Source organism: Streptomyces sp. 142MFCol3.1, from assembly GCF_000424945.1.
GTDB classification, from domain to species: Bacteria; Actinomycetota; Actinomycetes; order Streptomycetales; family Streptomycetaceae; genus Streptomyces; species Streptomyces siamensis.
This window is the reverse complement of record NZ_AUKV01000015.1, coordinates 33,937-55,922: the sequence shown is the minus strand read 5'-3', so window position 1 is coordinate 55,922 and position 21,986 is coordinate 33,937. Positions and strand designations below refer to the sequence as shown.

Genomic DNA, 21,986 nt, shown 5'->3' with positions numbered 1-21,986 from the left:
GCCCGGGTCACCCGGCGTTATCGGCCGGCTCGGCCTCTTCGGGCGCCCCGGACGAGCGGTACGCGTACCGGTCCGCGGCCCGCCGCCCCCGCTTCTCGACCGGCAGCACCCCGTGCGCGGCCGCCAGCCCGAAGGCCGGCATGTCCGCGTAGATGGACTCGTACGAACCCTCGGGCACGACGTACGCCTCGTGCCAGCGTCCCACGTGCTGGCGCAGCTTCCCGGCGCGGTCCATGCGGTTGATGGTCGCCCACGCCTTGTGGTGCAACATGTCGGGCGAGGTCGCGTAGGCGTAGAGCTTCTCCTTCGACTCCCAGTACTGGACCACGTAGTACGTCCGCGGCGAGGCGGTCAGCAGGACGTGGCCCAGCAGCCCCCGGCCGCTGTCGCGAGCAAGCTCCCCCAGCATGCGTTTCATCGACAGCATGACCGGCAGCCACTGGTGCACCGCCCAGAAGTGGTTGATGCGCATGCCGATCAGCAGGACCACCGCATCACCCTCGACGGCCGCAGTACTGAGGCCCGGAAACGGCTTTGCGAACATGACGTCCCCCTGATTCCAGAATTGGATACCGGCACTATCCTTCTGTGCAGTGATTGGATAGTGACACTTCCCTAGGAGAGGCGCAAGAGGATGCGGCTGGCCGAGTTGAGCGAGCGCAGCGGTGTGCCCATCGCGACGATCAAGTACTACCTGCGCGAGGGACTGTTGGCGCCGGGCCGCCAGATCAACGCGAGGACCGCCGAGTACGACGAGGAGCATCTGCGCCGGCTGCGGCTGGTGCGGGCGATGATCCAGGTCGGCCGGATCCCCGTGGCGACCGTCCGGGAGGTGCTCGGGCACGTGGACGACGACTCCATGGGCCGCGCGCTCCGCCTGGGCGCGGCGATGTGGGCGCTGCCGCAGGTGCCGGAGCCGGACGAGGACGACGAGTACGTCCGGGCCGCGCACCAGGAGGCCTCCGCGCTCCTCGACCGGCTCGGCTGGGAGAACGCCAAGCGGCTCTCGACCATCTCCCCGGCGTACCGCTCGCTGGTGGTGGCGGTGGCCGCGTTCCGCCGGCTCGGCTACGGTTTCGGGGCCGAACTGCTCGTGCCGTACGCCGAGTTGATGCACCGGACAGCCGTGCTCGACCTGGACAACATGGAGACGCAGCCCTCGGAGGAGGAGCGGATCGAGTGGGCGATCCTGGGGGCGATCATCAACGAGCCGATCCTGCAGGCGCTGCACCGGCTGGCCCAGGAGGAGGAGACCACAAGGCGGTACGGCTTCGAGTAGCCGGCGCCGGGCACGACAAAGGCCCTCCGCCGAAGCGAAGGGCCTTGCTGTGTACCCCCGACCGGATTCGAACCGGCGCTACCGCCTTGAGAGGGCGGCGTGCTAGGCCGCTACACAACGGGGGCCAGGATCTTGCGTTTCCGCAGATCCGAGCTGGTCTACCAGGACTCGAACCTAGACTAACTGAACCAGAATCAGTCGTGCTGCCAATTACACCATAGACCAATATGGTTTAGACCAACTGCGTACCCCCGACCGGATTCGAACCGGCGCTACCGCCTTGAGAGGGCGGCGTGCTAGGCCGCTACACAACGGGGGCCCTAGCGATCCTGCATGAGAGTCAGCGGGTGCGACCCGGACTGTCTCCCTTGGGAAGGATCTGTACCCCCGACCGGATTCGAACCGGCGCTACTGCCTTGAGAGGGCAGCGTGCTAGGCCGCTACACAACGGGGGCTTTGCGGAGTCGATCTCCGCGGTTGCAGATGAGCTCTGCGAGCTGGCCTACCTGGACTCGAACCAAGACTAACTGAACCAGAATCAGTCGTGCTGCCAATTACACCATAGGCCACTGGAACGCAAGCCCCGGAGGGGTTCTTGTTCTAGTTCGCTCCTCCGGTTCCCGGCCTTTCGGCCCGCTCCCCGGCGGCGCAGGAAGAACATTACCTGAAGGTGGACGGCGCTCCAAAACGGGTATCCGCGCCGAGGATCGCGGGCAGTTCGGCGAGCGAGGCGATGCGGCGCGGACCGGGTGCCGCGCCGTCCGGCACGGTGTACACGCCACCACGGTCGATCCAGACGGAGAGCAGGCCGGCGTCGGCAGCGCCCCGGCCGTCGATCTCGGGGTGGTCGCCGACATAGGCGACCCGGTGCGGGGGCAGCGCGAGCGCGTCACAGGCCGCGTGGAAGGCCGCCGCGGCGGGCTTGGAGACGCCCAGCTCGGCCGCGCACAGGACCGTCTCGAAGCGGTCGCGCACGCCGAGGACGCGCAGCTTGCGGTCCTGGTTCTGCAGGCTGGAGTTGGAAAGGACTGCGTGCCGGTGGCTGGCGGCGAGGGCGTCCAGGACGGGCAGCACGTCGGGGAAGAGGGCCCACGAGGCTTCGTAGTGCCCCACGTAGCGCTGGAACCACGCGTCGGCTTCGGCGTCGCTCAGCGGTTCCCCCAGAAAGACCCTCACCCGGTCGCGCCGCTGCCCCTCCCAGTCCGACTCCCCCGCGGAGAACCTGGCCCACTGCTGGTCGGTGACCTCACGCCAGTGTGCGAGTGCCTGATCGACGGACTCGTAGGCCCCCAGGAGGTCCTCGACGTCCAGGTGTGCGCGCATTCCGGCCCGGTCCGCGGCCGTGTAGTCGAAGATCGTGTCGTCGACGTCCCAGAGCACGGCCTCGATGTCCATGGTCCGACCGTAACGCGCGGCTCGCTCGCCTGTCCCTCACTCGCGCGACGAACACCGCGTCCGGGATGTGACGAGGAAAACACGGACAAGGGGGCGGCGTCCGGACCGGACCCCGCCCCCTTGTCCGGGACGGACGGCTACAGCTTCGCCAGCGCGGCGTCGATGCGGGCCAGCGTCTTCTCCTTGCCCAGGATCTCCAGGGACTCGAAGAGCGGGAGGCCGACCGTGCGGCCGGTGACGGCGACACGGACCGGGGCCTGCGCCTTGCCGAGCTTGAGACCGTGCTCCTCACCGGCGGCCAGGACGGCCGCCTTGAGGGACTCCGGGTCGGTCCAGTCGGCGCCGGCGAGCTTCTCGCGCGCGGTGCGCAGCAGCGCGTCCGACCCCTCCTTCATCGCCTTCGCCCAGGACGCCTCGTCGGAGACCGGCTCCGGCAGGAACAGGAAGTCGACGTTCTCCGTGATCTCGGAGAGGACCTTGAGGCGGGACTGCGCGTGCGGGGCGATCGCCTGCCACTTCGACTCGTCGAAGTCCTCGGGCGCCCACGGTGCGAACGGTGCCCGCAGCCAGGGGGCGCAGCGCTCGGTGAAGTCCTTCACGTCGAGCATGCGGACGTGGTCGGCGTTGATGGCCTCGGCCTTCTTCAGGTCGAAGCGGGCCGGGTTGGGGTTGACGTCCGCGATGTCGAAGGCGGCGACCATCTCCCCGATCGTGAAGATGTCGCGGTCCGCCGAGAGCGACCAGCCCAGGAGGGAGAGGTAGTTGAGCAGACCCTCGGGGAGGAAACCGCGCTCCCGGTAGAGGTTGAGGGAGGCCTGCGGGTCCCGCTTGGAGAGCTTCTTGTTGCCCTCGCCCATGACGTACGGCAGGTGGCCGAAGGCGGGGGTCTCCTTGGCGATGCCCAGCTCGGTGAGCGCCTTGTAGAGGGCGATCTGGCGGGGGGTGGAGGAGAGCAGGTCCTCGCCGCGCAGGACGTGGGTGATCTCCATCAGCGCGTCGTCGACCGGGTTCACCAGGGTGTAGAGCGGCGCGCCGTTCGCACGGACGATGCCGTAGTCCGGCACGTTCTCCGCGAGGTACGTGATCTCGCCGCGGACCAGGTCGGTGAAGGTGATCGTCTCGTCCGGCATACGGAAGCGGACGATGGGCGTGCGGCCCTCGGCCTTGTAGGCCTCGGTCTGCTCGGTGCTCAGGTCACGGCAGTGGCCGTCGTAGCCGGAGGGCTTGCCGGCGGCGCGGGCGGCCTCGCGGCGGGCGTCGAGCTCCTCGGTGGAGCAGTAGCAGTAGTAGGCGTGCCCGGCGTCCAGGAGCTTCTGCGCGACGTCCTTGTAGACGTCCATGCGCTGCGACTGGCGGTACGGCGCGTGCGGGCCGCCGACCTCGGGGCCCTCGTCCCAGTCGAAGCCCAGCCAGCGCATCGCGTCGAGCAGCTGGTCGTACGACTCCTCGGAGTCGCGGGCCGCGTCGGTGTCCTCGATGCGGAAGACCAGGGTGCCTTCCTTGTGCCGGGCGAACGCCCAGTTGAACAGGGCGGTGCGGACCAGGCCCACGTGGGGGTTGCCGGTCGGCGAGGGACAGAAACGTACGCGCGGGGGCACCCCCTGTCCGAGCACGGTCGAGGACTTGGGGGAGTTCGCGTTAGCCACGCTTGATCACCTTGTTGGTGAGAGTGCCGATGCCTTCGATGGAGACGGCGACCTCGTCGCCGACGTTCAGGGGGCCGACCCCGGCCGGGGTGCCGGTGAGGATCACGTCGCCGGGGAGCAGCGTCATGGCCTCGGTGATGTTGACGATCAGGTCCTCGACGGAGTGGATCATCTCGCTGGTACGGCCGAGCTGGCGCTGCTGTCCGTTGACCGTGAGCTGGATGGTCAGGTCGCTCGGGTCCAGCTCCGTCTCGACCCAGGGGCCGAGCGGGCAGGAGGTGTCGAAGCCCTTGGCCCGCGCCCACTGCTTCTCGCGCTTCTGGACGTCACGGGCGGTGATGTCGTTGGCGCAGGTGTAGCCGAGGACGACGTCCTTGACGCGTTCGCGCGGGACCTCGCGGCACATCCGGCCGATGACGACCGCCAGCTCGGCCTCGTGGTGCAGCTCGTTCGAGAAGGAGGGGTACTGGATCTCGTCGCCGGGGCCGATCACCGAGGTCGACGGCTTGAAGAAGGCGAACGGGGCGTCGGGCACCTCGTTGCCGAGCTCCTTGGCGTGCTCCGCGTAGTTGCGGCCGAAGGCCACGATCTTGTTGGGGAGCACGGGCGGCAGCAGCCTGACCTTGCTCAGCGGGACCTTCGTACCGGAGAGCTCGAAGTCCGCGAACGGGATGCCCTTGATGATGTCGAGGACGAGCTCGTCCGGCTTGTCGCCCTCGACCGCGCCGAAAGCGACGTTGCCGTCGATGGAGAATCTGGCGATGCGCACGGGATCCTTGCGCCCCTCACTGAGCTGGCTGGAGTCTGACGCTCCAGGCTAACGCGGGGAGGGCTCCGCGCCTCGCGCATATACGCGGGCGCACCGGGTGGTGCGATGTGGCCGCGCCCCCGGACGTCGTACGCCGCCGGCTGGGCGGGCCGGCCTTCCGGGGGGTGCCGCGGGACGACTCCGGCGTAGGGGCCGGTCTGTGGAGGCGGGGCGGCCGGTGCGGGGATCCGTGCGGGCTCGCGTTGAGCGGCCGGCCGCCCGTGCGCGTACTACTGGGCGACGGAGGCCGCGACCGGGGCTTCCATCAGGACGGTGCGGCGCGGGTTGGCGGTCTGGGTGGGAAGATCGACCGAGTGCTCCGGCTGGTCCGGCGTCTGCAGCGCGTCGGCGTCCTCGAGGTGCGCCAGCGTCGTGCGTCGCGGGTTGGCTATGTTGCGGAACATCATCGTCGTCTTCACCGGTGTACTCGACCTTGTCGTGAGGGGCGCCGGGCGGGCTCAAAAGCCCCCATTCCGGCGCGGGTTGTCGGATTCGCCATCCCTGTAAAGCGCCAGGCTAAACATGCAATTCCCCGGCGAAGCTGGGAAGAGGCCATGATCGCCATGTGAGTTTCCTCACTCGCCGGCAGGCAAACCGGTCAATTCAGACCCCCAACTCGGCCCGGCGAAACGGACATTGCTCCATTGAAGCAAACATTCCGCTCCTGATCATGGCGACTGGGACACCGGGCACACCCCAACACCTCGTAGGCATACGCCCGTTATGTACGACATCACTTTCTACGTCTCGTGACGCTGCACTCACAAGGTGTCACGGAGGTCACAGCCTGGCTCTCGGGCCTTGTTGGAGATCCTGCACTGTGCTGGAATTCCACGGACCGCCGCGGGATCGAACCGGCGCGCAGGGGCGCAACGCAGCGCCGATTGGCGGCGGTAAGGGGGAACCTGCGCCGGTCACTCACGACCACCAGGGGGCGCATCTGCGCCCTTGAACGACGCCGACACCGTCCCGCCGTATCACCGGTGGGACGCCTGGTCCAGAGGTTGCGACGCTAGTGCAGGGACGTTTCAAGAGGGATGGCAGCGCTTCGGCGGAGCCGGAGCCGCACGGCGGGACCGACCGCGGTTCCTCGCCCCAGCACGCCCAGAACCCGGGACCGGCAGAGCTCGGCGGCAGCGGTGACTCCGCTCGCCCCGGCGCCAAGGCCAAGGCTCCCGCCACACCGGCCGCGAAGCCGAAGGGCCCGACCGGCCCCGGCTCACGCGTGGCCCTGCGCAACTGGCGCATCTCGACGCGACTGGTCTCGCTGCTGGCGCTCCCCGTGGTCGCCGCGACCTCGCTGGGTGCGCTGCGCATCAACCAGTCGATGGACGACATCCAGCAGCTCGACAACATGAAGCTGCTGACCGACATGACCCAGCAGGCGACCGAGCTCGCCGCCGCGCTCCAGAAGGAGCGCGACCAGTCGGCCGGCCCGCTGGCGCACGGCGCCACGGCCACCGACTACGAGGTCAAGGGCGTCCGCGACGCCACGGATATCGCCAAGAAGCACTTCCTCGAGGGCACGCAGGAGATCGACGACGCCACGGCGAAGGGACAGCTGTCCGGCGTCCGTGACAGCCTCGTCGGTATCGCGGGCGAGCTGAACAAGCTGAGCAGCATCCGCAGCGACGCCTACAACGACCCGAAGAACGCGACGCAGACGGTCGAGGCCTACCACCGCCTCGTCACCCAGCTGCTCGCGCTCTCGCAGGACATGGCCGAGGCGACCAGCAACCCGGAGATGATCCAGCGCACCCGCGCGCTGTCCGCCTTCTCCTCCGCCAAGGAGTACGCCTCCGTCCAGCGCGCCATCATCGCCGCCGCGCTGCCCGAGACCAAGTCCACCTTCGGCACGCTGTCCGAGAACGACCGGCAGTACGCGCTCTCCGCCCAGGAGAGCCAGGAGTCGGAGATCAGCGGCTTCAAGAACATCTACGGCGAAGGCGTCACCGAGCTCCTCAAGCCCGTCGAGGGCGACAACCCGACCATCCAGTCCGCCGACCAGTACGCCAAGCGCGTGCTCGGCGGCCCGGACGGTCTCAAGACGCAGACCAAACGCTCGTACAAGGACTGGGTCGACGACGACACGTCCAAGATCCAGAACATGTCGACCATCGAGACCACGCTGCTCGGCCAGATGGAGCAGAAGGCCCGTGAGCTGCGCAACGAGTCCGAGAGCGAAGCGATCATCTCGGGTGCGCTGATCCTCCTCGTCCTCGGTGTCTCCCTCGTCGGCGCCTTCGTCGTGGCCCGCTCCATGATCCGCTCGCTGCGCCGCCTCCAGGAGACCGCGACCAAGGTCGCCCAGGACCGCCTGCCCGAGCTGGTCAAGCAGCTGTCCGAGTCCGACCCGCAGGACGTCGACACGTCCGTCGAGTCGGTCGGTGTGCACTCCCGGGACGAGATCGGCCAGGTGGCCGCGGCCTTCGACGACGTGCACCGCGAGGCGGTCCGCCTCGCCGCCGAGCAGGCCCTTCTGCGGGGCAACGTCAACGCGATGTTCACCAACCTCTCGCGCCGCTCCCAGGGCCTCATCCAGCGCCAGCTGTCGCTGATCTCCGAGCTCGAGTCCCGCGAGGCCGACCCGGACCAGCTGTCGTCGCTGTTCAAGCTCGACCACCTCGCGACCCGCATGCGCCGTAACGGCGAGAACCTCCTCGTCCTCGCGGGTGAGGAGCCCGGCCGCCGCTGGACCCGCCCGGTCCCGCTGGTCGACGTGCTCCGCGCCGCCGCGTCCGAGGTGGAGCAGTACGAGCGCATCGAACTGGCCGCCGTGCCGACCACCGAGGTCGCCGGCCGCGTCGTCAACGACCTCGTGCACCTCCTCGCGGAGCTGCTCGAGAACGCGACCTCGTTCTCCTCTCCACAGACCAAGGTCAAGGTCACCGGTCACGCGCTGCCCGACGGCCGCGTGCTGATCGAGATCCACGACACCGGCATCGGTCTCTCCCCCGAGGACCTCGCGGCGATCAACGAGCGGCTCGCCTCGCCGCCCACCGTGGACGTCTCGGTGTCCCGCCGCATGGGTCTGTTCGTGGTCGGTCGTCTGTCGCAGCGCCACGGCATCCGCATCCAGCTCCGCCCGTCCGACTCCGGTGGTACGACCGCGCTGGTCATGCTGCCCGTCGACGTCGCCCAGGGCGCCAAGAAGCCCACCCCGGGCAAGCCCGGCCAGGGCGCCCCGGGCGGTGGCGGTCCCGCCGCCGCACAGGCTGCCGCCGGTGTCGCGGCGGCCCGCCGCGGCAACGGCTCGCAGGGTGGCACCTCGCTCGGTGCCGGTGCTCCGGCCGCCGGCGGTGGCCGCCTCGGCGCCCCGCCGCAGCGCGGACAGGTCGGCTCGGGGCAGGGCCCGCGGGCCGCGTTGCCGGGCAGCAACCAGGGTGGTCGTCCGGGCGCTCCGGGTGGAGCGCGTGGTCAGCAGGGTCCGGCTTCCGGGCAGCAGGGCAGGCCGGCTCCGGCCGGTGCCGGCGCCGGTGGCTTCGGGCAGGGCACGCCGGGTGCGCCGCAGGGTCTCCAGGCCACCGGGCCCGGTTCCGCTCAGGGCTTCGGTGACGGTTCCCGCCAGGGTGGTGGCTTCGGCGACGCGTTCGGTGACGGTTCCCGCCAGAGCGGTGGCTTCGGTGACGCGCCCGGAGCCCGTCAGGGCGGAGCCGGTGCGCGCCAGGGCGGCTTCGGCGACAGCGGCCCCGCGGCCGCGCCGCCGCAGCAGCAGCCGAAGGGCGGCAAGACCGGACGCCGCAGGCCGCAGCTTCCCGGCCGCGGTGGTGCACGTGCCGAGCTGCCCGGTGCCGACCAGCAGCCCCGCGTGCCGAGCTGGAGCGACGAGAACGCGCAGCCGCCGGTGCCGCGCGCGTCCCTCGACGCCCCGCGTGGTCACGAGGAGCCCGACACCACCTCGCGCATGCCGCGGATCGACGACCGTCAGGGCCCGGGCTCCACGTCCGAGTTCGCCCGTCCCGACTTCGACGCCCCGCGCCCCGGTGCCGGTGCGCCGCAGAACTCCGGGCAGAACACCGGGCAGTTCGTCCGTCCCGACATCTTCAACGCGTCCCACCAGGCTCCCGCGCAGCAGAGCCCGTCGTCCACGGGCCAGTTCGCGATGCCGGGTTACGGCAACGGCCAGGACCCGTCCTCCACCGGCCAGTTCGCCCGGCCGGGTTACGGCAACGGCCAGGACCCCTCGTCCACCGGCCAGTTCGCGGTCCCCGGCTACGGCAACGGCCAGGACCCGTCCTCCACCGGCCAGTTCGAGCGGCCCGGCGCCCCCCAGCGTCCGCAGCCGCAGCAGCGGGCTCCCCGTCAGCAGGAGCCCGAGGCGCTGCCGCCGGCGCCCGGGCCCGGTGACGGACGTACGCCGCTGTACGACACGCTGGAGACCAACTGGTTCCACGGTCAGGCGAACGGCGCCCACTCCCAGGGCTTCCAGAACAACGGCTCCCAGGGTTCGCCGCAGGCTGCGCAGCAGCCGCAGGCCCCCTCGGCTCCGCAGCGTCCGGCTGCCGCACCGGCCGCTGCCTCGTGGCGCACCTCGCCGAACGACGACCTCGTCCGGCAGGCAGAACGCGTCCGTCAACCGTCGGCGGGCGGGGTCACCACCTCCGGCCTGCCGCGCCGCGTCCCGCGGGCGAACCTCGTCGCGGGTACGGCACAGCAGCAATCGCACCAAAGCGGTCCGCAGGTCTCGCGTGCGCCCGATGACGTACGCGGCCGGCTGACCAATCTCCGTCGGGGCATCCAGCAGGGTCGCCAGGCCGGTACCGGCCAGACCGGCAGCTTCCCCAGCCCCACTCACCAGCAGGAGCGTTAGTTGAGCCCGATGAGCCAGGCGGCACAGAACCTCAACTGGTTGATCACCAACTTCGTGGACAACACCCCCGGGGTGTCCCACACCGTCGTCGTGTCCGCCGACGGACTCCTTCTGGCACTGTCCGAAGGTTTTCCCCGCGATCGCGCGGACCAGCTCGCGGCCGTCGCGTCCGGTCTCACCTCGCTGACGGCCGGGGCCTCCCGGATCTTCGAGGGCGGCACCGTGGCGCAGACGGTCGTGGAGATGGAACGCGGTTTTCTTTTCCTGATGTCCATCTCGGACGGATCGTCCCTGGCGGTCCTCTCCCACCCGGAGTGCGACATCGGTCTCGTCGGCTACGAGATGGCGCTGCTCGTCGACCGCGCGGGCGCAGTGCTCACGCCGGACCTGCGCGCCGAACTACAGGGAAGTCTGCTCCACTGACGGCCCTGGGTTCTACCCACAGCACGAAATCACCGTCCGGCCGACACAATCCCCCCACCGGCCCCAACAGACGGCACGACTGACCGACTTGCTGTCCAGCCCGGAGGATTCATGACCCCGCCCACCGCCTCTCATGATCCGTACGCGCAGTCGTACGAGGATGAGGGCGACCAGCCGCTGGTACGTCCGTACGCGATGACCGGCGGCCGGACCCGGCCGCGGTACCAACTCGCCATCGAGGCGCTGATCAGCACCACGGCCGACCCGGCACAGCTGATGGGTCTGCTCCCTGAGCATCAGCGGATCTGCCACCTCTGCCGTGAGGTGAAGTCGGTGGCCGAGGTGTCGGCCCTCCTGTCCATGCCGCTCGGTGTGGCCAGGATCCTCGTCGCGGACCTCGCGGAGGCCGGACTCGTCGCCATTCACCAGCCGGGCGGCGACGAGAACAACGGCGGCGCGCCGGACGTGACTTTGCTCGAAAGGGTGCTCAGTGGACTTCGCAAGCTCTGACGGAGGCCGGGCGACCACCTCCGCGAAGATCGTGGTGGCGGGTGGCTTCGGCGTCGGCAAGACCACGTTCGTGGGTGCCGTCTCGGAGATCAACCCGCTGCGCACGGAGGCCGTCATGACGTCCGCTTCCGCGGGCATCGACGACCTGACCCACACCGGGGACAAGACCACCACCACGGTGGCCATGGACTTCGGCCGCATCACCCTGGACCAGGACCTGATCCTGTACCTCTTCGGTACGCCGGGCCAGGACCGCTTCTGGTTCATGTGGGACGACCTGGTCCGCGGTGCCATCGGCGCGGTGGTCCTGGTGGACACCCGCCGGCTCGCCGACTGCTTCCCCGCGGTCGACTACTTCGAGAACAGCGGCCTGCCGTTCGTCATCGCCCTCAACGGCTTCGACGGACACCAGCCGTACAACCCCGAAGAGGTGCGCGAGGCGCTCCAGATCGGACCGGACGCGCCGATCATCACGACGGACGCCCGACACCGTGCGGATGCGAAGAGCGCGCTGATCACGCTGGTCGAGCACGCCCTCATGGCTCGCCTGCGATAGCACCCAAGTCGGAGGCTCTGTACGGAAGTTGTCGTAGACACATTGGAGCCGGCTGTGTCGTTTGACACGGTCGGCCACAGTGTTCATAACGTTTCGACAGAGAATTTCACAGACGCAGACACGCATCGCGGTCACCCGGTACCGCTGCGCTCACAAAAGCCCCGCCTTTTGGCGGGGCTCGCTCTTTATGACCGTTTTATCTGGGGCCTGCACCACTCGGAACCGTCGATTCCGAGTGTTTGGAAGGGCGCCGCCTGACGTGCTGGAATGCGCTGAACTGCCCAGTAGTCAAGGGCGCTGGAGATACCGCGGCACAACCTAGGTGCCGACGCCGAGAGGTTGTTGGTCGAGTGAGGCGAAGCAAGAACGGTCCCGAGCCGTCGGCACGGGGCAACTTCACCCCGCCGCCGCGCGGAGCGGCGCCCGCACACGTGCCCGTTCAGGAGCCCACGGCGGCGCCCGCTCCGAGCGGCGGCCGTCTCTCCCCGCGCAACTGGCGTGTGCCCACCAGGCTGAACGCGATCCTGCTCATACCCGTGGTGGTCGGCCTCGTCATGGGCGGCTTCCAGGTGAAGAGCTCGATCAACACCTGGCAGGAGGCCCAGGACGCCGAGAAGACGGCCCGGCTGGTGCAGGCCGCGCTGACCTACGGCGACAAACTGTTCGAGGAACGCGACATCACCGCCCAGCCCCTGCTGAGCGGCGCCGGCCAGGACGACCCGACCGTCGTGAGGGCCCGCAAGGCCACCGACGCGGCCGCCGACGTCTTCGACGAGGCCGCCCAGAACATGCCGAAGACGCCGGGCCTGGAACGCCGGCTCGCGGTCTTCCGCAAGGTCGAGCCCCGTCTGGACTACTGGCGCAAGATCGCCTACTCCACCGGTCCCAAGGGTCCCAAGGGTGTGCAGACCGAGGAGGGCTACCTCCAGATCCAGCACCCGCTGATGGAGTTCGCCAACGAGCTCGGTCTGGGCACCGGAAACATCACCAGTTACGGCCGTACGGTCTACGCGATCTCGCTGTCCAAGGCCGCGCTGTCGCTGGAGCGGTCCATCGGCATGCACATGCTGGTCAAGCCGGGCCCCGGCCTGAGCAGCCTCGCCTCCCAGCGCGTCGCCCTCTCCTCCTACGCCTACCTCGAAGGCATCGCCGTCGAGGAGTACCTCGGTGGTGGCACCCAGGCCGACGCCGACAAGCTCGACGCGGCCCAGGCCCAGATCAAGACCGACCTGACGGCCAAGGCGAAGGAGGCCGGCGCGGCCGCCGCCGCCAAGGGGAAGACCTACACCCCGCCGCCGTCGAAGCCCACCGAGATGGTCAGCATGCTGGCGGGCCTGAAGTCCCCGCAGCAGACCGAGCTCGACGGTCTGGCCGCCAAGGGCGTCACCGCGCAGAACTGGTGGGTCGTGAACACGGCCAAGTACAACGCCTACCGCCAGATCGAGTCGGACCTCTCCGACAAGGCCGTGGCCGAGGCCGCGGACATCTCCGCCGACGCCAAGACCGACGCCATCATCACCGGTGCCGCCGTCGTGGTCGCCCTGCTCGCCGCGTTCATCCTGGCCGGCATGGTGGCGCGCCAGATGAGCCGTTCGATGCGCCAGCTGCGCAACGCGGCCTTCGGTGTCGCCGAGCAGCGCCTGCCGATGCTGGTCGACCAGCTCTCGCGCACCGACCCGGGCCGCGTCGACACCCGTGTCCAGCCGATCCCGATCACCACGACGGACGAGATCGGCGAAGTCGCCCGCGCCTTCGACCAGGTCCACCGCGAGGCCGTCCGGCTCGCCGCCGAGCAGGCCCTCCTGCGTGGCAACATCAACGCGATCTTCACCAACCTCTCGCGCCGCAACCAGTCGCTGATCGAGGGCCAGCTGACCCTGATCACCGACCTTGAGAACAACGAGGCCGATCCGGACCAGCTGGAGAACCTCTTCCGCCTGGACCACCTCGCGACCCGTATGCGCCGCAACGGCGAGAACCTCCTCGTCCTCGCGGGCGAGGAGCCCGGCCGCCGCTGGGACCAGCCGGTCCCGCTGGTCGACGTGCTGCGCGCCGCCTCCTCCGAGGTGGAGCAGTACGAGCGCATCGAGCTCTCCGGTGTCCCGGAGGCCGAGATCCACGGCCGCGCCGTGACCGACCTCGTGCACCTGCTCGCCGAGCTCCTGGAGAACGCCACCACGTTCTCCTCGCCGCAGACCAAGGTCCGCGTCACCGCGACCCGTCTCCCGGACGGCCGCATCATGGTCGAGATCCACGACAAGGGAATCGGCCTCACCGCCGAGGACTTCGCGGACATCAACCACAAGCTGGCCAACCCGCCGACCGTGGACGCCGCGATCTCGCAGCGCATGGGCCTGTTCGTGGTCGGACGACTGTCCGACCGGCACGGCATCCGTGTCCAGCTGCGCCCCTCGGGCGAGCAGGCCGGCACCACCTCGCTGGTCATGCTCCCCGACGCGATCACCCATGGTGGCGGTGGCGAGCAGCAGCCGCTGCGCGACGAGTTCACCGTGTCCCAGATCATCCCCGAGCAGCAGTCGTTCCAGGGTGAGGACTTCGGCAGCCAGCAGCCGCTGCGCACGGCCGCCGAACTCGGCTTCGACGACAGCCGCTACACCGAGGTCCCGGACGACATCCGCGACCTGGACCCCGTGGGCCGCTCGCTGATGCGCGAGGAGCGCCGCGCCGCCCTGGAGGCCCAGGCCCAGGATCACGAGGCCATCGAGGCCCCGCAGGGTTACCAGACGGACTTCGCGGAGCGTCCCGCGTTCGACAACGGCGCCCCTTCCTACGACGGCGGCCCCGCCTACGGCGACGGTCAGGGCGCGTACGACGAGCAGCAGGCCCGGTACGACCAGCAGACGGCGTACGAGGACCCGCAGCAGGCGGCGTATGACGAGACGTACTTCCCGTCCAACGGTGGCTACCCCGAGCCCGCGTATGCGGAGCCGGGCCAGGACGCCCGTGCGGGAGTCCAGGGTTCCGCCCCGGAGACGTTCTCCGCTTTCGAGGAGCCGTCCTACCAGGACGACTGGCCGCAGCAGGACGCGTACGAGGGCGGGTACCGATCCGGCTACGCTCCGGAAACGGAATCCTCGCAGGCCGCTGACGTGAGTGACCAGGACCGCGTAGGCTTCACCCGTCCGGGACCGGCCCCCTCGGGCGGCCACCAGCTGACCGACGCCGGGCTGCCGCGCCGTGGCGCCTCCTCGGGTGTCAACGGCAACGGCCAGCGCCCCGCGGAGCAGCGGGAGCAGGCGGCGCCTGCGCCCAAGGCTCCGGCCTCGGACGGCAACGACGAGTGGCGCTCGTCCAACGACGACCGCTGGCAGCAGGCGGCACAGCTCCGCAAGCCCAAGGCGGGCGGGGTCACCTCCTCCGGCCTGCCGCGGCGGGTGCCCAAGGCCAACCTGGTCGAGGGAACCGCGGAATCGACCCCACAGGGCGGCCCCCAGGTCTCCCGCGCACCCGAGGACGTCCGGGGCAGGCTGAGCAACCTGCGCCGTGGCGTACAGCGGGGACGCAATGCAAGCAGTGACACGAACGGCCAGGGCTTCGGTCCTGACAGCACCTACAACCAGGAGCGTTAGTGTGAGCCCGATGAGCCAGGCGGCACAGAACCTGAACTGGTTGATCACCAACTTCGTGGACAACACCCCCGGGGTGTCCCACACGGTGGTGGTCTCCGCCGACGGACTCCTTCTGGCGATGTCCGAAGGCTTTCCCCGTGACCGCGCCGACCAGCTGGCGGCCGTCGCGTCCGGCCTGACCTCGTTGACCGCGGGTGCCTCCCGCATCTTCGAGGGCGGCAGCGTGAACCAGACAGTTGTGGAGATGGAGCGGGGATTCCTCTTCATCATGTCCGTTTCTGATGGTTCCTCGCTCGCCGTCCTTGCACACCCGGAGGCGGACATCGGTCTCATTGGGTACGAGATGGCACTTCTGGTGGACCGTGCGGGCACGGTCCTGACCCCGGATCTCCGGGCGGAGCTCCAGGGGAGCCTTCTCAACTAGCAGACAGACGGTGCGTCTTGGCGTCCTGGGGCCGTAAGGTTTCGGGACGCGGTCCCACAGCGTTGGGTGCCCGGCACAGTCGGAGGAGGAGAAAAGTGGCAACACCCCCAGGCGGTTCGTCTTCGGGTAACTGGTCGTACGGCCCCGGTCAGGGGCAGGGCGGCCAGGGTGACGGTTCGCAGAACCCGAACCGGTACAACTTCCCCTCCGCGCCCAGCCACCGGCGCCAGCCGTACGCGCCCCAGGGCCCCCAGGGTCCTGGCCCGTCGCCGTACGACCAGCCGCCGGCGCCGCGCATCCAGCCCGTGCAGCCGCAGCGGCGCTCGCCCGAGCCGTCGCCGGCCGGGGCGTCGAACAATCCGCTGGTGCGCCCGTACGCCATGACGGGCGGTCGCACCAGGCCCCGCTACCAGCTCGCCATCGAGGCGCTGGTGCACACCACCGCGCAGCCGCACCAGATGCAGGGCCAGTTGCCCGAGCATCAGCGGATCTGCAATCTCTGCCGAGAGATCAAGTCGGTGGCCGAGGTCTCGGCCCTCCTGACGATCCCCCTCGGCGTGGCCAGGATCCTCGTCGCCGACTTGGCGGAGGCGGGACTGGTCGCCATCCATCAGCCCGGCGGCGACGAAAGCGCCGGTGGCCAGCCAGACGTGACTTTGCTCGAAAGGGTGCTCAGTGGACTTCGCAAGCTCTAGCGGAGGGCCTTCCCGCTCCACCACGTCCGCGAAGATCGTGGTGGCGGGCGGCTTCGGCGTGGGCAAGACCACGTTCGTCGGCGCCGTCTCGGAGATCAACCCGCTGCGCACCGAGGCCGTCATGACGTCCGCTTCCGCGGGCATCGACGACCTCACGCACACCGGAGACAAGACGACGACCACCGTCGCCATGGACTTCGGCCGCATCACCCTGGACCAGGACCTGATCCTGTACCTGTTCGGCACCCCCGGCCAGGACCGCTTCTGGTTCATGTGGGACGACCTGGTCCGCGGCGCCATCGGCGCGATCGTGCTGGTCGACACCCGCCGGCTCGCCGACTGCTTCCCCGCGGTCGACTACTTCGAGAACAGCGGTCTGCCGTTCGTCATCGCCCTCAACGGCTTCGACGGCAACCAGCCGTACAACCCGGACGAGGTCCGTGAGGCGCTCCAGATCGGACCGGACACCCCCATCATCACGACGGACGCCCGCCACCGCGCGGACGCCAAGTCGGCGCTGATCACGCTCGTGGAGCACGCGCTGATGGCGCGGCTGCGCTAGCACGGACACCGCACAAAGCCCGAGAACGGCCCCCGCGCCTCCTGTTGGAGGCGCGGGGGCCGTTTCGTGTGCCTCGCCCGGGGCGGCCCCTTCGGCCGGCACAGCTCCGGAAACGCCGAGGCCCCGCTCTCCCGAGGGAGGCGGGGCCTTGCGTCGGCCCGGGCGGGGCCGGGGCTCAGTGCCAGCTGTGCGGAGCGCGGAAGCCGGGCTCGCGCTCCAGGCGGCGCCAGCCTGCCTTGGCGCGGCCGCGGTGGGTCGGGGCGGTGTCCGGCTGGGCGGCGGCGCGGGCCAGGAGGATGGCCGTGATGGCGGCGACTTCCTCGGGCTCGGCGTGGCCCTTCTCGACGCGAATGTCCGGGGTGCTCATAGGCTCAGTCTCCGTGAGAGAGGTTTCCGCGGGGGTACCGCGGAGGATCCGCTGGGTTACTGCGGGGGGTTGCCGTGCTTGCGCGACGGCAGGTCCGCGTGCTTGCTCTGCAGCATCGCGAGCGACTTGATCAGCACCTCGCGGGTCTCCGCCGGGTCGATGACGTCGTCGACCAGGCCCCGCTCCGCCGCGTAGTACGGGTGCATCAGCTCGGCCTTGTACTCCTTGACCATGCGGACACGCATGGCCTCGGGGTCGGCGGCGTCGGCGATCTGACGGCGGAAGATGACGTTCGCAGCACCTTCCGCACCCATCACGGCGATCTCGTTCGTCGGCCAGGCGAAGGTGAGGTCGGCCCCGATGGACTGGCTGTCCATGACGATGTAGGCACCTCCGTACGCCTTGCGCAGGATCAGCGAGATCCTCGGGACCGTCGCGTTGCAGTACGCGTACAGCAGCTTCGCGCCGTGCCGGATGATCCCGCCGTGCTCCTGGTCGACACCGGGGAGGAACCCCGGTACGTCCAGCAGCGTGACGATCGGAATATTGAAAGCGTCACACATCTGGACAAAGCGTGCAGCTTTTTCGGATGCCTCGATGTCCAGGACGCCGGCGAGGGTCTGCGGCTGGTTGGCGATGATGCCGACGACCTGACCGTCGAGGCGGGCCAGCGCGCAGATGATGTTGCGGGCCCAGCGCTCGTGGACCTCCAGGTAGTCGCCGTCGTCGACGAGCTCCTCGATGACCTTCGCCATGTCGTACGGCCGGTTGCCGTCGGCGGGGACCAGGTCGAGCAGGACGTCCGAGCGGCGGTCCGCCGGGTCCTCGCAGGACACGCGCGGCGGGTTCTCCCGGTTGTTCTGCGGGAGGAGCGAGAGGAGGTAGCGCACCTCGGCGATGCACGTCTCCTCGTCGTCGTAGGCGAAGTGACAGACACCGCTCGTCTCGGCGTGCACGTCGGCGCCGCCCAGGCCGTTCTGGGTGATCTCCTCGCCCGTCACCGCCTTGACCACGTCCGGGCCCGTGATGAACATCTGCGACGTCTCGCGGACCATGAACACGAAGTCCGTGAGGGCGGGGCTGTAGGCCGCGCCGCCCGCGCACGGGCCGAGCATGACCGAGATCTGCGGGATGACGCCCGAGGCCTTGGTGTTGCGCTGGAAGATGCCGCCGTAGCCTGCGAGGGCGGAGACGCCCTCCTGGATCCGCGCGCCCGCGCCGTCGTTCAGGGAGACCAGCGGCGCACCGGCCGCGATGGCCATGTCCATGATCTTGTGGATCTTGGTGGCGTGGGCCTCGCCCAGCGCGCCGCCGAAGATGCGGAAGTCGTGGGCGTACACGAAGACCGTGCGGCCCTCCACCGTGCCCCAGCCGGTGATGACACCGTCGGTGTACGGCTTCTTGGCCTCCAGGCCGAAGCCGGTCGCCCGGTGCCGGCGCAGCTGCTCGACCTCCTGGAACGAGCCCGCGTCCAGCAGCAGCTCGATGCGCTCCCGGGCGGTCAGCTTGCCCTTGGCGTGCTGCGCCTCGGTCGCCTTCTCGCTGGGACCCCGCAGCGCCTCCGCACGGATCGCGTGCAGTTCGGCCACGCGCCCGCGCGCGTCCGTGGGTTCGCCTGTGGCGCTCGTGGAGTCTGTCGGGCCGGCCTCGTCCAAAACGGTCATGCAGTGACCTTACGAAGCCCGGCAAGGAAAGCGAGCCGTCGACTCCGTACAGTCTCCGGCCCGTTTTACTGGTAGCCCTGAACAGAACCGCGACCCCATGCAGGCGATCTGACTGCTCAGAGGGCCTCCGGCTTGTAGAGGTCACACAAAGCCGTCAGCTGAGAGCCACCTCACATTCATGTGTGGCGCATGCCATCGACGGAGTGACACGGACCCTCAGTCGGCGGCCTGTGGCGAGCACCTCGACCGACGGATCGGCCCTGAGGACCGAGCGCACCGGCCGGTCCCAGACGACCTCCAGCGGGTCGCCCGTACGGGGCGGTTCACTCACAGAGAGCGTAGCGGTGCGTCCACGACGGCGTAACAGGACGCAGGCGCCTGCCGTGGCGCTCAGCGGGCCCGCGCTGCCCGCCTGCCAGAAGTTCGCCGCCGTGAGCCCCAAGGAGGGCACGTGGACGGCCTGTCGGCGGGCGTCGTTGGCGAGGACGTGCAGCCAGTCGCGATCGGCGGCCCGGGCCGCGACGGCGGCGCGCGAGGCACCCGGCATCAAGACGTAGGCGTAGCCGGCTCCCACCGGGTCCGTGCCGTGGTCCAGCCAGAGCGTCTGCCAGCGGCGGGTGCGCCGCTCGGTGGTGCTGGTGGTGTTGATGTCCGACCAGGCGCCGCTGCGGTCCTCGCGGAGGGTGCGCAGGGCCGACGTACCGGCCGGCCCGGGGAAGACCCACCCGCCGTGGCCTTCGAGGTGGGCCCAGCCGCGCCGGACGGTGAGCGTCTCGGTGCCGCCCTCCCCCAGGCTGCGGTTGTCCACCACCGTCTCCACCGGCACTCCGTCGGCGGCCGTGATGCCGGCGCCGAGGCAGATGAGGCAGTCGACGGCGCAGAACCAGGACTTGCGGGCCTCCAGGGTGGAGCCGAGTCCCTTCAGATGCTGTCCGACGGCCGCGCAGGTTCCGTCCGTCGCTCCGCCGACCCAGCGCACCGCGGGTCGGGGCGCACCCCACTCGCCGCCCTCGCGGTCGGCGAGCCGCTTGGTGGACACGGTCGTTCCGGGCAGCCGGTACCAGTCGACCGTGGGCCAGAACCAGTCCGTGTACTGGTCCGCGTGCCCTTCTGCCCACCACAGCGTCATGCCGGCGCCGGTGTGCCAGCCGCGTGGGTTCTCGCCGTTCCCGCACTCGTAGTGCGCGATCCGTTCGGAGGCCATCGAGACTGCGGCGGTGAAGCCGGGCCCGCGGTGCACCGCACGGTCCATCGCGGGGAACAGGCGGGGGCCGACGGGTTCGGGGGCGGGCGGGGCGGCGGAGCCGGCGACGGCGTGCAGCCGCGCGAGGTCGGCGACCTCGAACTGGGGTGCCGTGAGGATCGGGCTCACCGTGTCCCGGGCGATCCACCCCTTGATCAGGCCGTGCCAGCGCTGCCGCTCGGCGAGGGTCGCGCCCTGGGCGAGCAGCGCGATCGCGGCGATCAGCGCCTGCCCGTGGAAGTGGTCGCTGCGCAGGACGTGCTGGTCGTCGCTCTTCAGGTAACCCCGGCTGATGGCCCGCCCGTTGACGGTGTCCATCACCAGTCCGTCGTGGATGAGGGGCGCGAAGGCGTGCTCGACGGAGTCCAGGACGATCTGCCGGTCCGGGTCCGTCACCTCCCACGTCGATCCGGCGAGCAGCGCGAACAGCCGGCCGAGTCCGTCGAGCAGGACCTGGCCGTACGTTCCCGAGTACGCGACCTGGACGTGCTGCACGAACGAGCCGTCCTCGTACAGCCCGTCCCCGGACGTCACGTACGGGAAGACGGGTGAGAGCGCGTCCCGGGCCAGCGCGATCTTGTCGGGGGCCCGCCCGAGGACGCCGCGCAGCGTCACGGACCGGCACAGGTCGACGCGGTTGGCACCGGTGGATGTGCCGGAGTAGTCGCGGAGCATCTCGTCCGGGACGAAGTGGTCCACGGCCGCGCAGGCGGCTGTCCGATGTGCGTCGGTGAGGTTCTCGTCGAGGGCGGCGACGATGTCCATGAGCAGCCGGGGGCTGCCTATCTGCCACTCCCACCAGTTGCCGTACCGGATGGTGGACGGGTTGTAGACCGTCGCGGAGAGGTGGTCGAGGCCGCGGATCACGTCCGCGAGGAGGTTCTCGTTGCCCGCCGACCCGGTTCCCTCCTGGAGATACGCCTGGGTCATCGTCCACAGCCTGGAGTAGCTCGCGGTGATGCCGGCGGGCGGGTCGAAGGGATGGTCCGGCCAGAGGGACACGGCCGTCGGGGCCATGGACCGCGCGAAGCCGCGGGCGAGTTCGCCGGTGCGGCGCAGCCGGGAGGCGTAGGGCTCGGCCGTGGGGTCGTAGCCGGTGCCGAGCGCGATGCCCACCCAGCGCCGGCGGAGCAGCACGTACTCGTCGTCCGCCGAGGCGGCGCCCGCCGGGGGTGCGGCGGCCGCCAGGAGGGCGGCCGCCAGCAGGAACGTACGGCGGCTGGCCGTCATGCCTAGCAGCCGCCGCAGTTGTAGTAGAGGACGTCCCAGTGGTTGCCCTCGTCGGCGTAGATGTTGCCGGAGCCGGACTTGTACTGCGGGGCACCGTCGCCGCGCAGCCCGATGTAGGTGAAGTTGTTCTTGATGTACGCGGTGACGCAGGTGTTCTTGCCGTAGTCGAGTTTGTAGCCGTTCCAGTGTGAGTACGTGCCGCTCGCGTGGCCGGTCTCGGTGCCGCCGGTGATGTTGAGCGCGCAGCCGCTGGCTCCCTTGAGGGTCTGGGCGCCCTGGGCGGTGGCGAGGTTGAGCTGCTCGAAGGACGTACAGGTGGGGTTGTTCCGGTCGGAGCAGCCACCCGACGAGGACCAGGTGATGCCGGAGGAGCGGAACATCGACGTCGCCGTGGCATGGCTGATCTTGGTGACGGCGAAGGCGTCGGTGGAGGTGCCGATGACGGCCACACCCGGGGCGACGACGAGGGCGAGGGCGGTCAGGACGGAGCGGAGCTTCATGGGGGAACCTTCCTGCGGACGACCGTGCTTCCTGTGGGGCGGTTGTGCAGTCGGTACAGGTGCAGGAAGATGGTGCCCGAGGTCTACGCGCGTTCGCCAGAGGGCGTCGGGACCTGTCTGCGCGGGGGACCGAACTGCACCGGATCGCCTCGTCTCCTGCGGCCGGAGCACGCCGCCCCGGGCCCTCGCCTCCGGTACCGGCGTTCCCGCCACGGCCCGGCCGCGAACACCTCCCCCGGCCCTGCCGGAGTCCCCTCCCCGGGTCGGCCGGAGCACATTCACCC

18 protein-coding genes and 5 tRNA genes are annotated in these 21,986 nt (G+C 69.9%); 9 read left to right on the top strand and 14 right to left on the bottom strand.

Features of this window, described 5'->3' with window-relative positions:
* Positions 1–7 precede the first annotated feature (7 nt).
* Positions 8–544, bottom strand: a complete 537-nt coding sequence (locus tag H305_RS0122690) for a DUF4188 domain-containing protein (RefSeq protein ID WP_028802404.1) — start codon at positions 542–544, stop codon at positions 8–10.
* Positions 545–634: 90 nt separating this feature from the next.
* On the opposite strand from H305_RS0122690, the gene H305_RS0122685 reads away from it, so the two are divergent.
* Positions 635–1,279, top strand: a complete 645-nt coding sequence (locus H305_RS0122685) for a MerR family transcriptional regulator (RefSeq protein WP_028802403.1) — start codon at positions 635–637, stop codon at positions 1,277–1,279.
* 52 nt (positions 1,280–1,331) lie between these two features.
* Here H305_RS0122685 and H305_RS0122680 read toward each other — a convergent pair.
* The 9 genes from H305_RS0122680 to H305_RS0122640 form a co-directional block, all read right to left on the bottom strand.
* Positions 1,332–1,404 (bottom strand) — tRNA-Glu (locus H305_RS0122680).
* A 28-nt stretch (positions 1,405–1,432) separates the two neighbouring features.
* Positions 1,433–1,504 (bottom strand) — tRNA-Gln (locus H305_RS0122675).
* Positions 1,505–1,525: 21 nt separating this feature from the next.
* Positions 1,526–1,598: transfer RNA gene (locus H305_RS0122670), tRNA-Glu, on the bottom strand.
* A 63-nt stretch (positions 1,599–1,661) separates the two neighbouring features.
* Positions 1,662–1,734 (bottom strand) — tRNA-Glu (locus H305_RS0122665).
* 42 nt (positions 1,735–1,776) lie between these two features.
* Positions 1,777–1,848 (bottom strand) — tRNA-Gln (locus H305_RS0122660).
* Positions 1,849–1,939: 91 nt separating this feature from the next.
* Complete coding sequence (locus tag H305_RS0122655; RefSeq protein ID WP_028802402.1) at positions 1,940–2,674, bottom strand: HAD family hydrolase; 735 nt, start codon at positions 2,672–2,674, stop codon at positions 1,940–1,942.
* 137 nt (positions 2,675–2,811) lie between these two features.
* The gene (gene gltX, locus H305_RS0122650; protein WP_199791440.1) at positions 2,812–4,320 is read right to left on the bottom strand and encodes a glutamate--tRNA ligase; all 1,509 of its coding nucleotides are present in this window, start codon (positions 4,318–4,320) and stop codon (positions 2,812–2,814) included.
* On the bottom strand, positions 4,313–5,089 hold the full coding sequence (locus tag H305_RS0122645; RefSeq protein WP_028802400.1) for a fumarylacetoacetate hydrolase family protein: 777 nt from the start codon (positions 5,087–5,089) through the stop codon (positions 4,313–4,315). Before H305_RS0122645 ends, gltX begins: the two co-directional genes overlap by 8 nt.
* 269 nt (positions 5,090–5,358) lie before the next feature.
* The gene (locus H305_RS0122640) at positions 5,359–5,547 is read right to left on the bottom strand and encodes a hypothetical protein (protein ID WP_028802399.1); all 189 of its coding nucleotides are present in this window, start codon (positions 5,545–5,547) and stop codon (positions 5,359–5,361) included.
* 596 nt (positions 5,548–6,143) lie between these two features.
* On the opposite strand from H305_RS0122640, the gene H305_RS0122635 reads away from it, so the two are divergent.
* The 8 genes from H305_RS0122635 to H305_RS0122600 all read left to right on the top strand — a co-directional run bounded on the left by H305_RS0122635 (position 6,144) and on the right by H305_RS0122600 (position 16,698).
* Positions 6,144–9,938: a nitrate- and nitrite sensing domain-containing protein gene (locus H305_RS0122635; protein WP_028802398.1), complete on the top strand. Its 3,795-nt coding sequence runs from the start codon at positions 6,144–6,146 to the stop codon at positions 9,936–9,938.
* A 9-nt stretch (positions 9,939–9,947) separates the two neighbouring features.
* A complete protein-coding gene (locus H305_RS0122630) occupies positions 9,948–10,361 on the top strand; it encodes a roadblock/LC7 domain-containing protein (RefSeq protein WP_037764993.1) in 414 nt (137 codons plus the stop codon).
* 111 nt (positions 10,362–10,472) lie between these two features.
* Positions 10,473–10,871, top strand: coding sequence for a DUF742 domain-containing protein (locus tag H305_RS0122625; RefSeq protein ID WP_028802396.1), 399 nt, complete (start codon positions 10,473–10,475; stop codon positions 10,869–10,871).
* Positions 10,852–11,427, top strand: coding sequence for a GTP-binding protein (locus tag H305_RS0122620; protein WP_028802395.1), 576 nt, complete (start codon positions 10,852–10,854; stop codon positions 11,425–11,427). Before H305_RS0122625 ends, H305_RS0122620 begins: the two co-directional genes overlap by 20 nt.
* A 350-nt stretch (positions 11,428–11,777) precedes the next feature.
* On the top strand, positions 11,778–15,017 hold the full coding sequence (locus tag H305_RS0122615) for a nitrate- and nitrite sensing domain-containing protein (RefSeq protein ID WP_028802394.1): 3,240 nt from the start codon (positions 11,778–11,780) through the stop codon (positions 15,015–15,017).
* Positions 15,018–15,027: 10 nt separating this feature from the next.
* A complete protein-coding gene (locus H305_RS0122610) occupies positions 15,028–15,441 on the top strand; it encodes a roadblock/LC7 domain-containing protein (protein ID WP_005479603.1) in 414 nt (137 codons plus the stop codon).
* Between the two features lie 95 nt (positions 15,442–15,536).
* Positions 15,537–16,136 (top strand): DUF742 domain-containing protein, encoded by a 600-nt coding sequence (locus H305_RS0122605; protein ID WP_028802393.1) that lies wholly within the window; start codon positions 15,537–15,539, stop codon positions 16,134–16,136.
* A complete protein-coding gene (locus H305_RS0122600; protein ID WP_026248371.1) occupies positions 16,117–16,698 on the top strand; it encodes a GTP-binding protein in 582 nt (193 codons plus the stop codon). Before H305_RS0122605 ends, H305_RS0122600 begins: the two co-directional genes overlap by 20 nt.
* Before the next feature lie 175 nt (positions 16,699–16,873).
* Here H305_RS0122600 and H305_RS0122595 read toward each other — a convergent pair whose 3' ends face one another.
* The 4 genes from H305_RS0122595 to H305_RS0122580 all read right to left on the bottom strand — a co-directional run bounded on the left by H305_RS0122595 (position 16,874) and on the right by H305_RS0122580 (position 21,702).
* Complete coding sequence (locus H305_RS0122595) at positions 16,874–17,065, bottom strand: acyl-CoA carboxylase subunit epsilon (RefSeq protein WP_028802392.1); 192 nt, start codon at positions 17,063–17,065, stop codon at positions 16,874–16,876.
* A 56-nt stretch (positions 17,066–17,121) separates the two neighbouring features.
* Positions 17,122–18,729, bottom strand: coding sequence for an acyl-CoA carboxylase subunit beta (locus H305_RS0122590; RefSeq protein WP_028802391.1), 1,608 nt, complete (start codon positions 18,727–18,729; stop codon positions 17,122–17,124).
* 154 nt (positions 18,730–18,883) lie between these two features.
* Entirely contained in the window at positions 18,884–21,202 is a 2,319-nt protein-coding gene (locus H305_RS0122585) for a polysaccharide lyase 8 family protein (protein WP_028802390.1), read from the bottom strand.
* 2 nt (positions 21,203–21,204) lie between these two features.
* The gene (locus H305_RS0122580) at positions 21,205–21,702 is read right to left on the bottom strand and encodes a hypothetical protein (protein WP_028802389.1); all 498 of its coding nucleotides are present in this window, start codon (positions 21,700–21,702) and stop codon (positions 21,205–21,207) included.
* Positions 21,703–21,986: the final 284 nt, after the last annotated feature.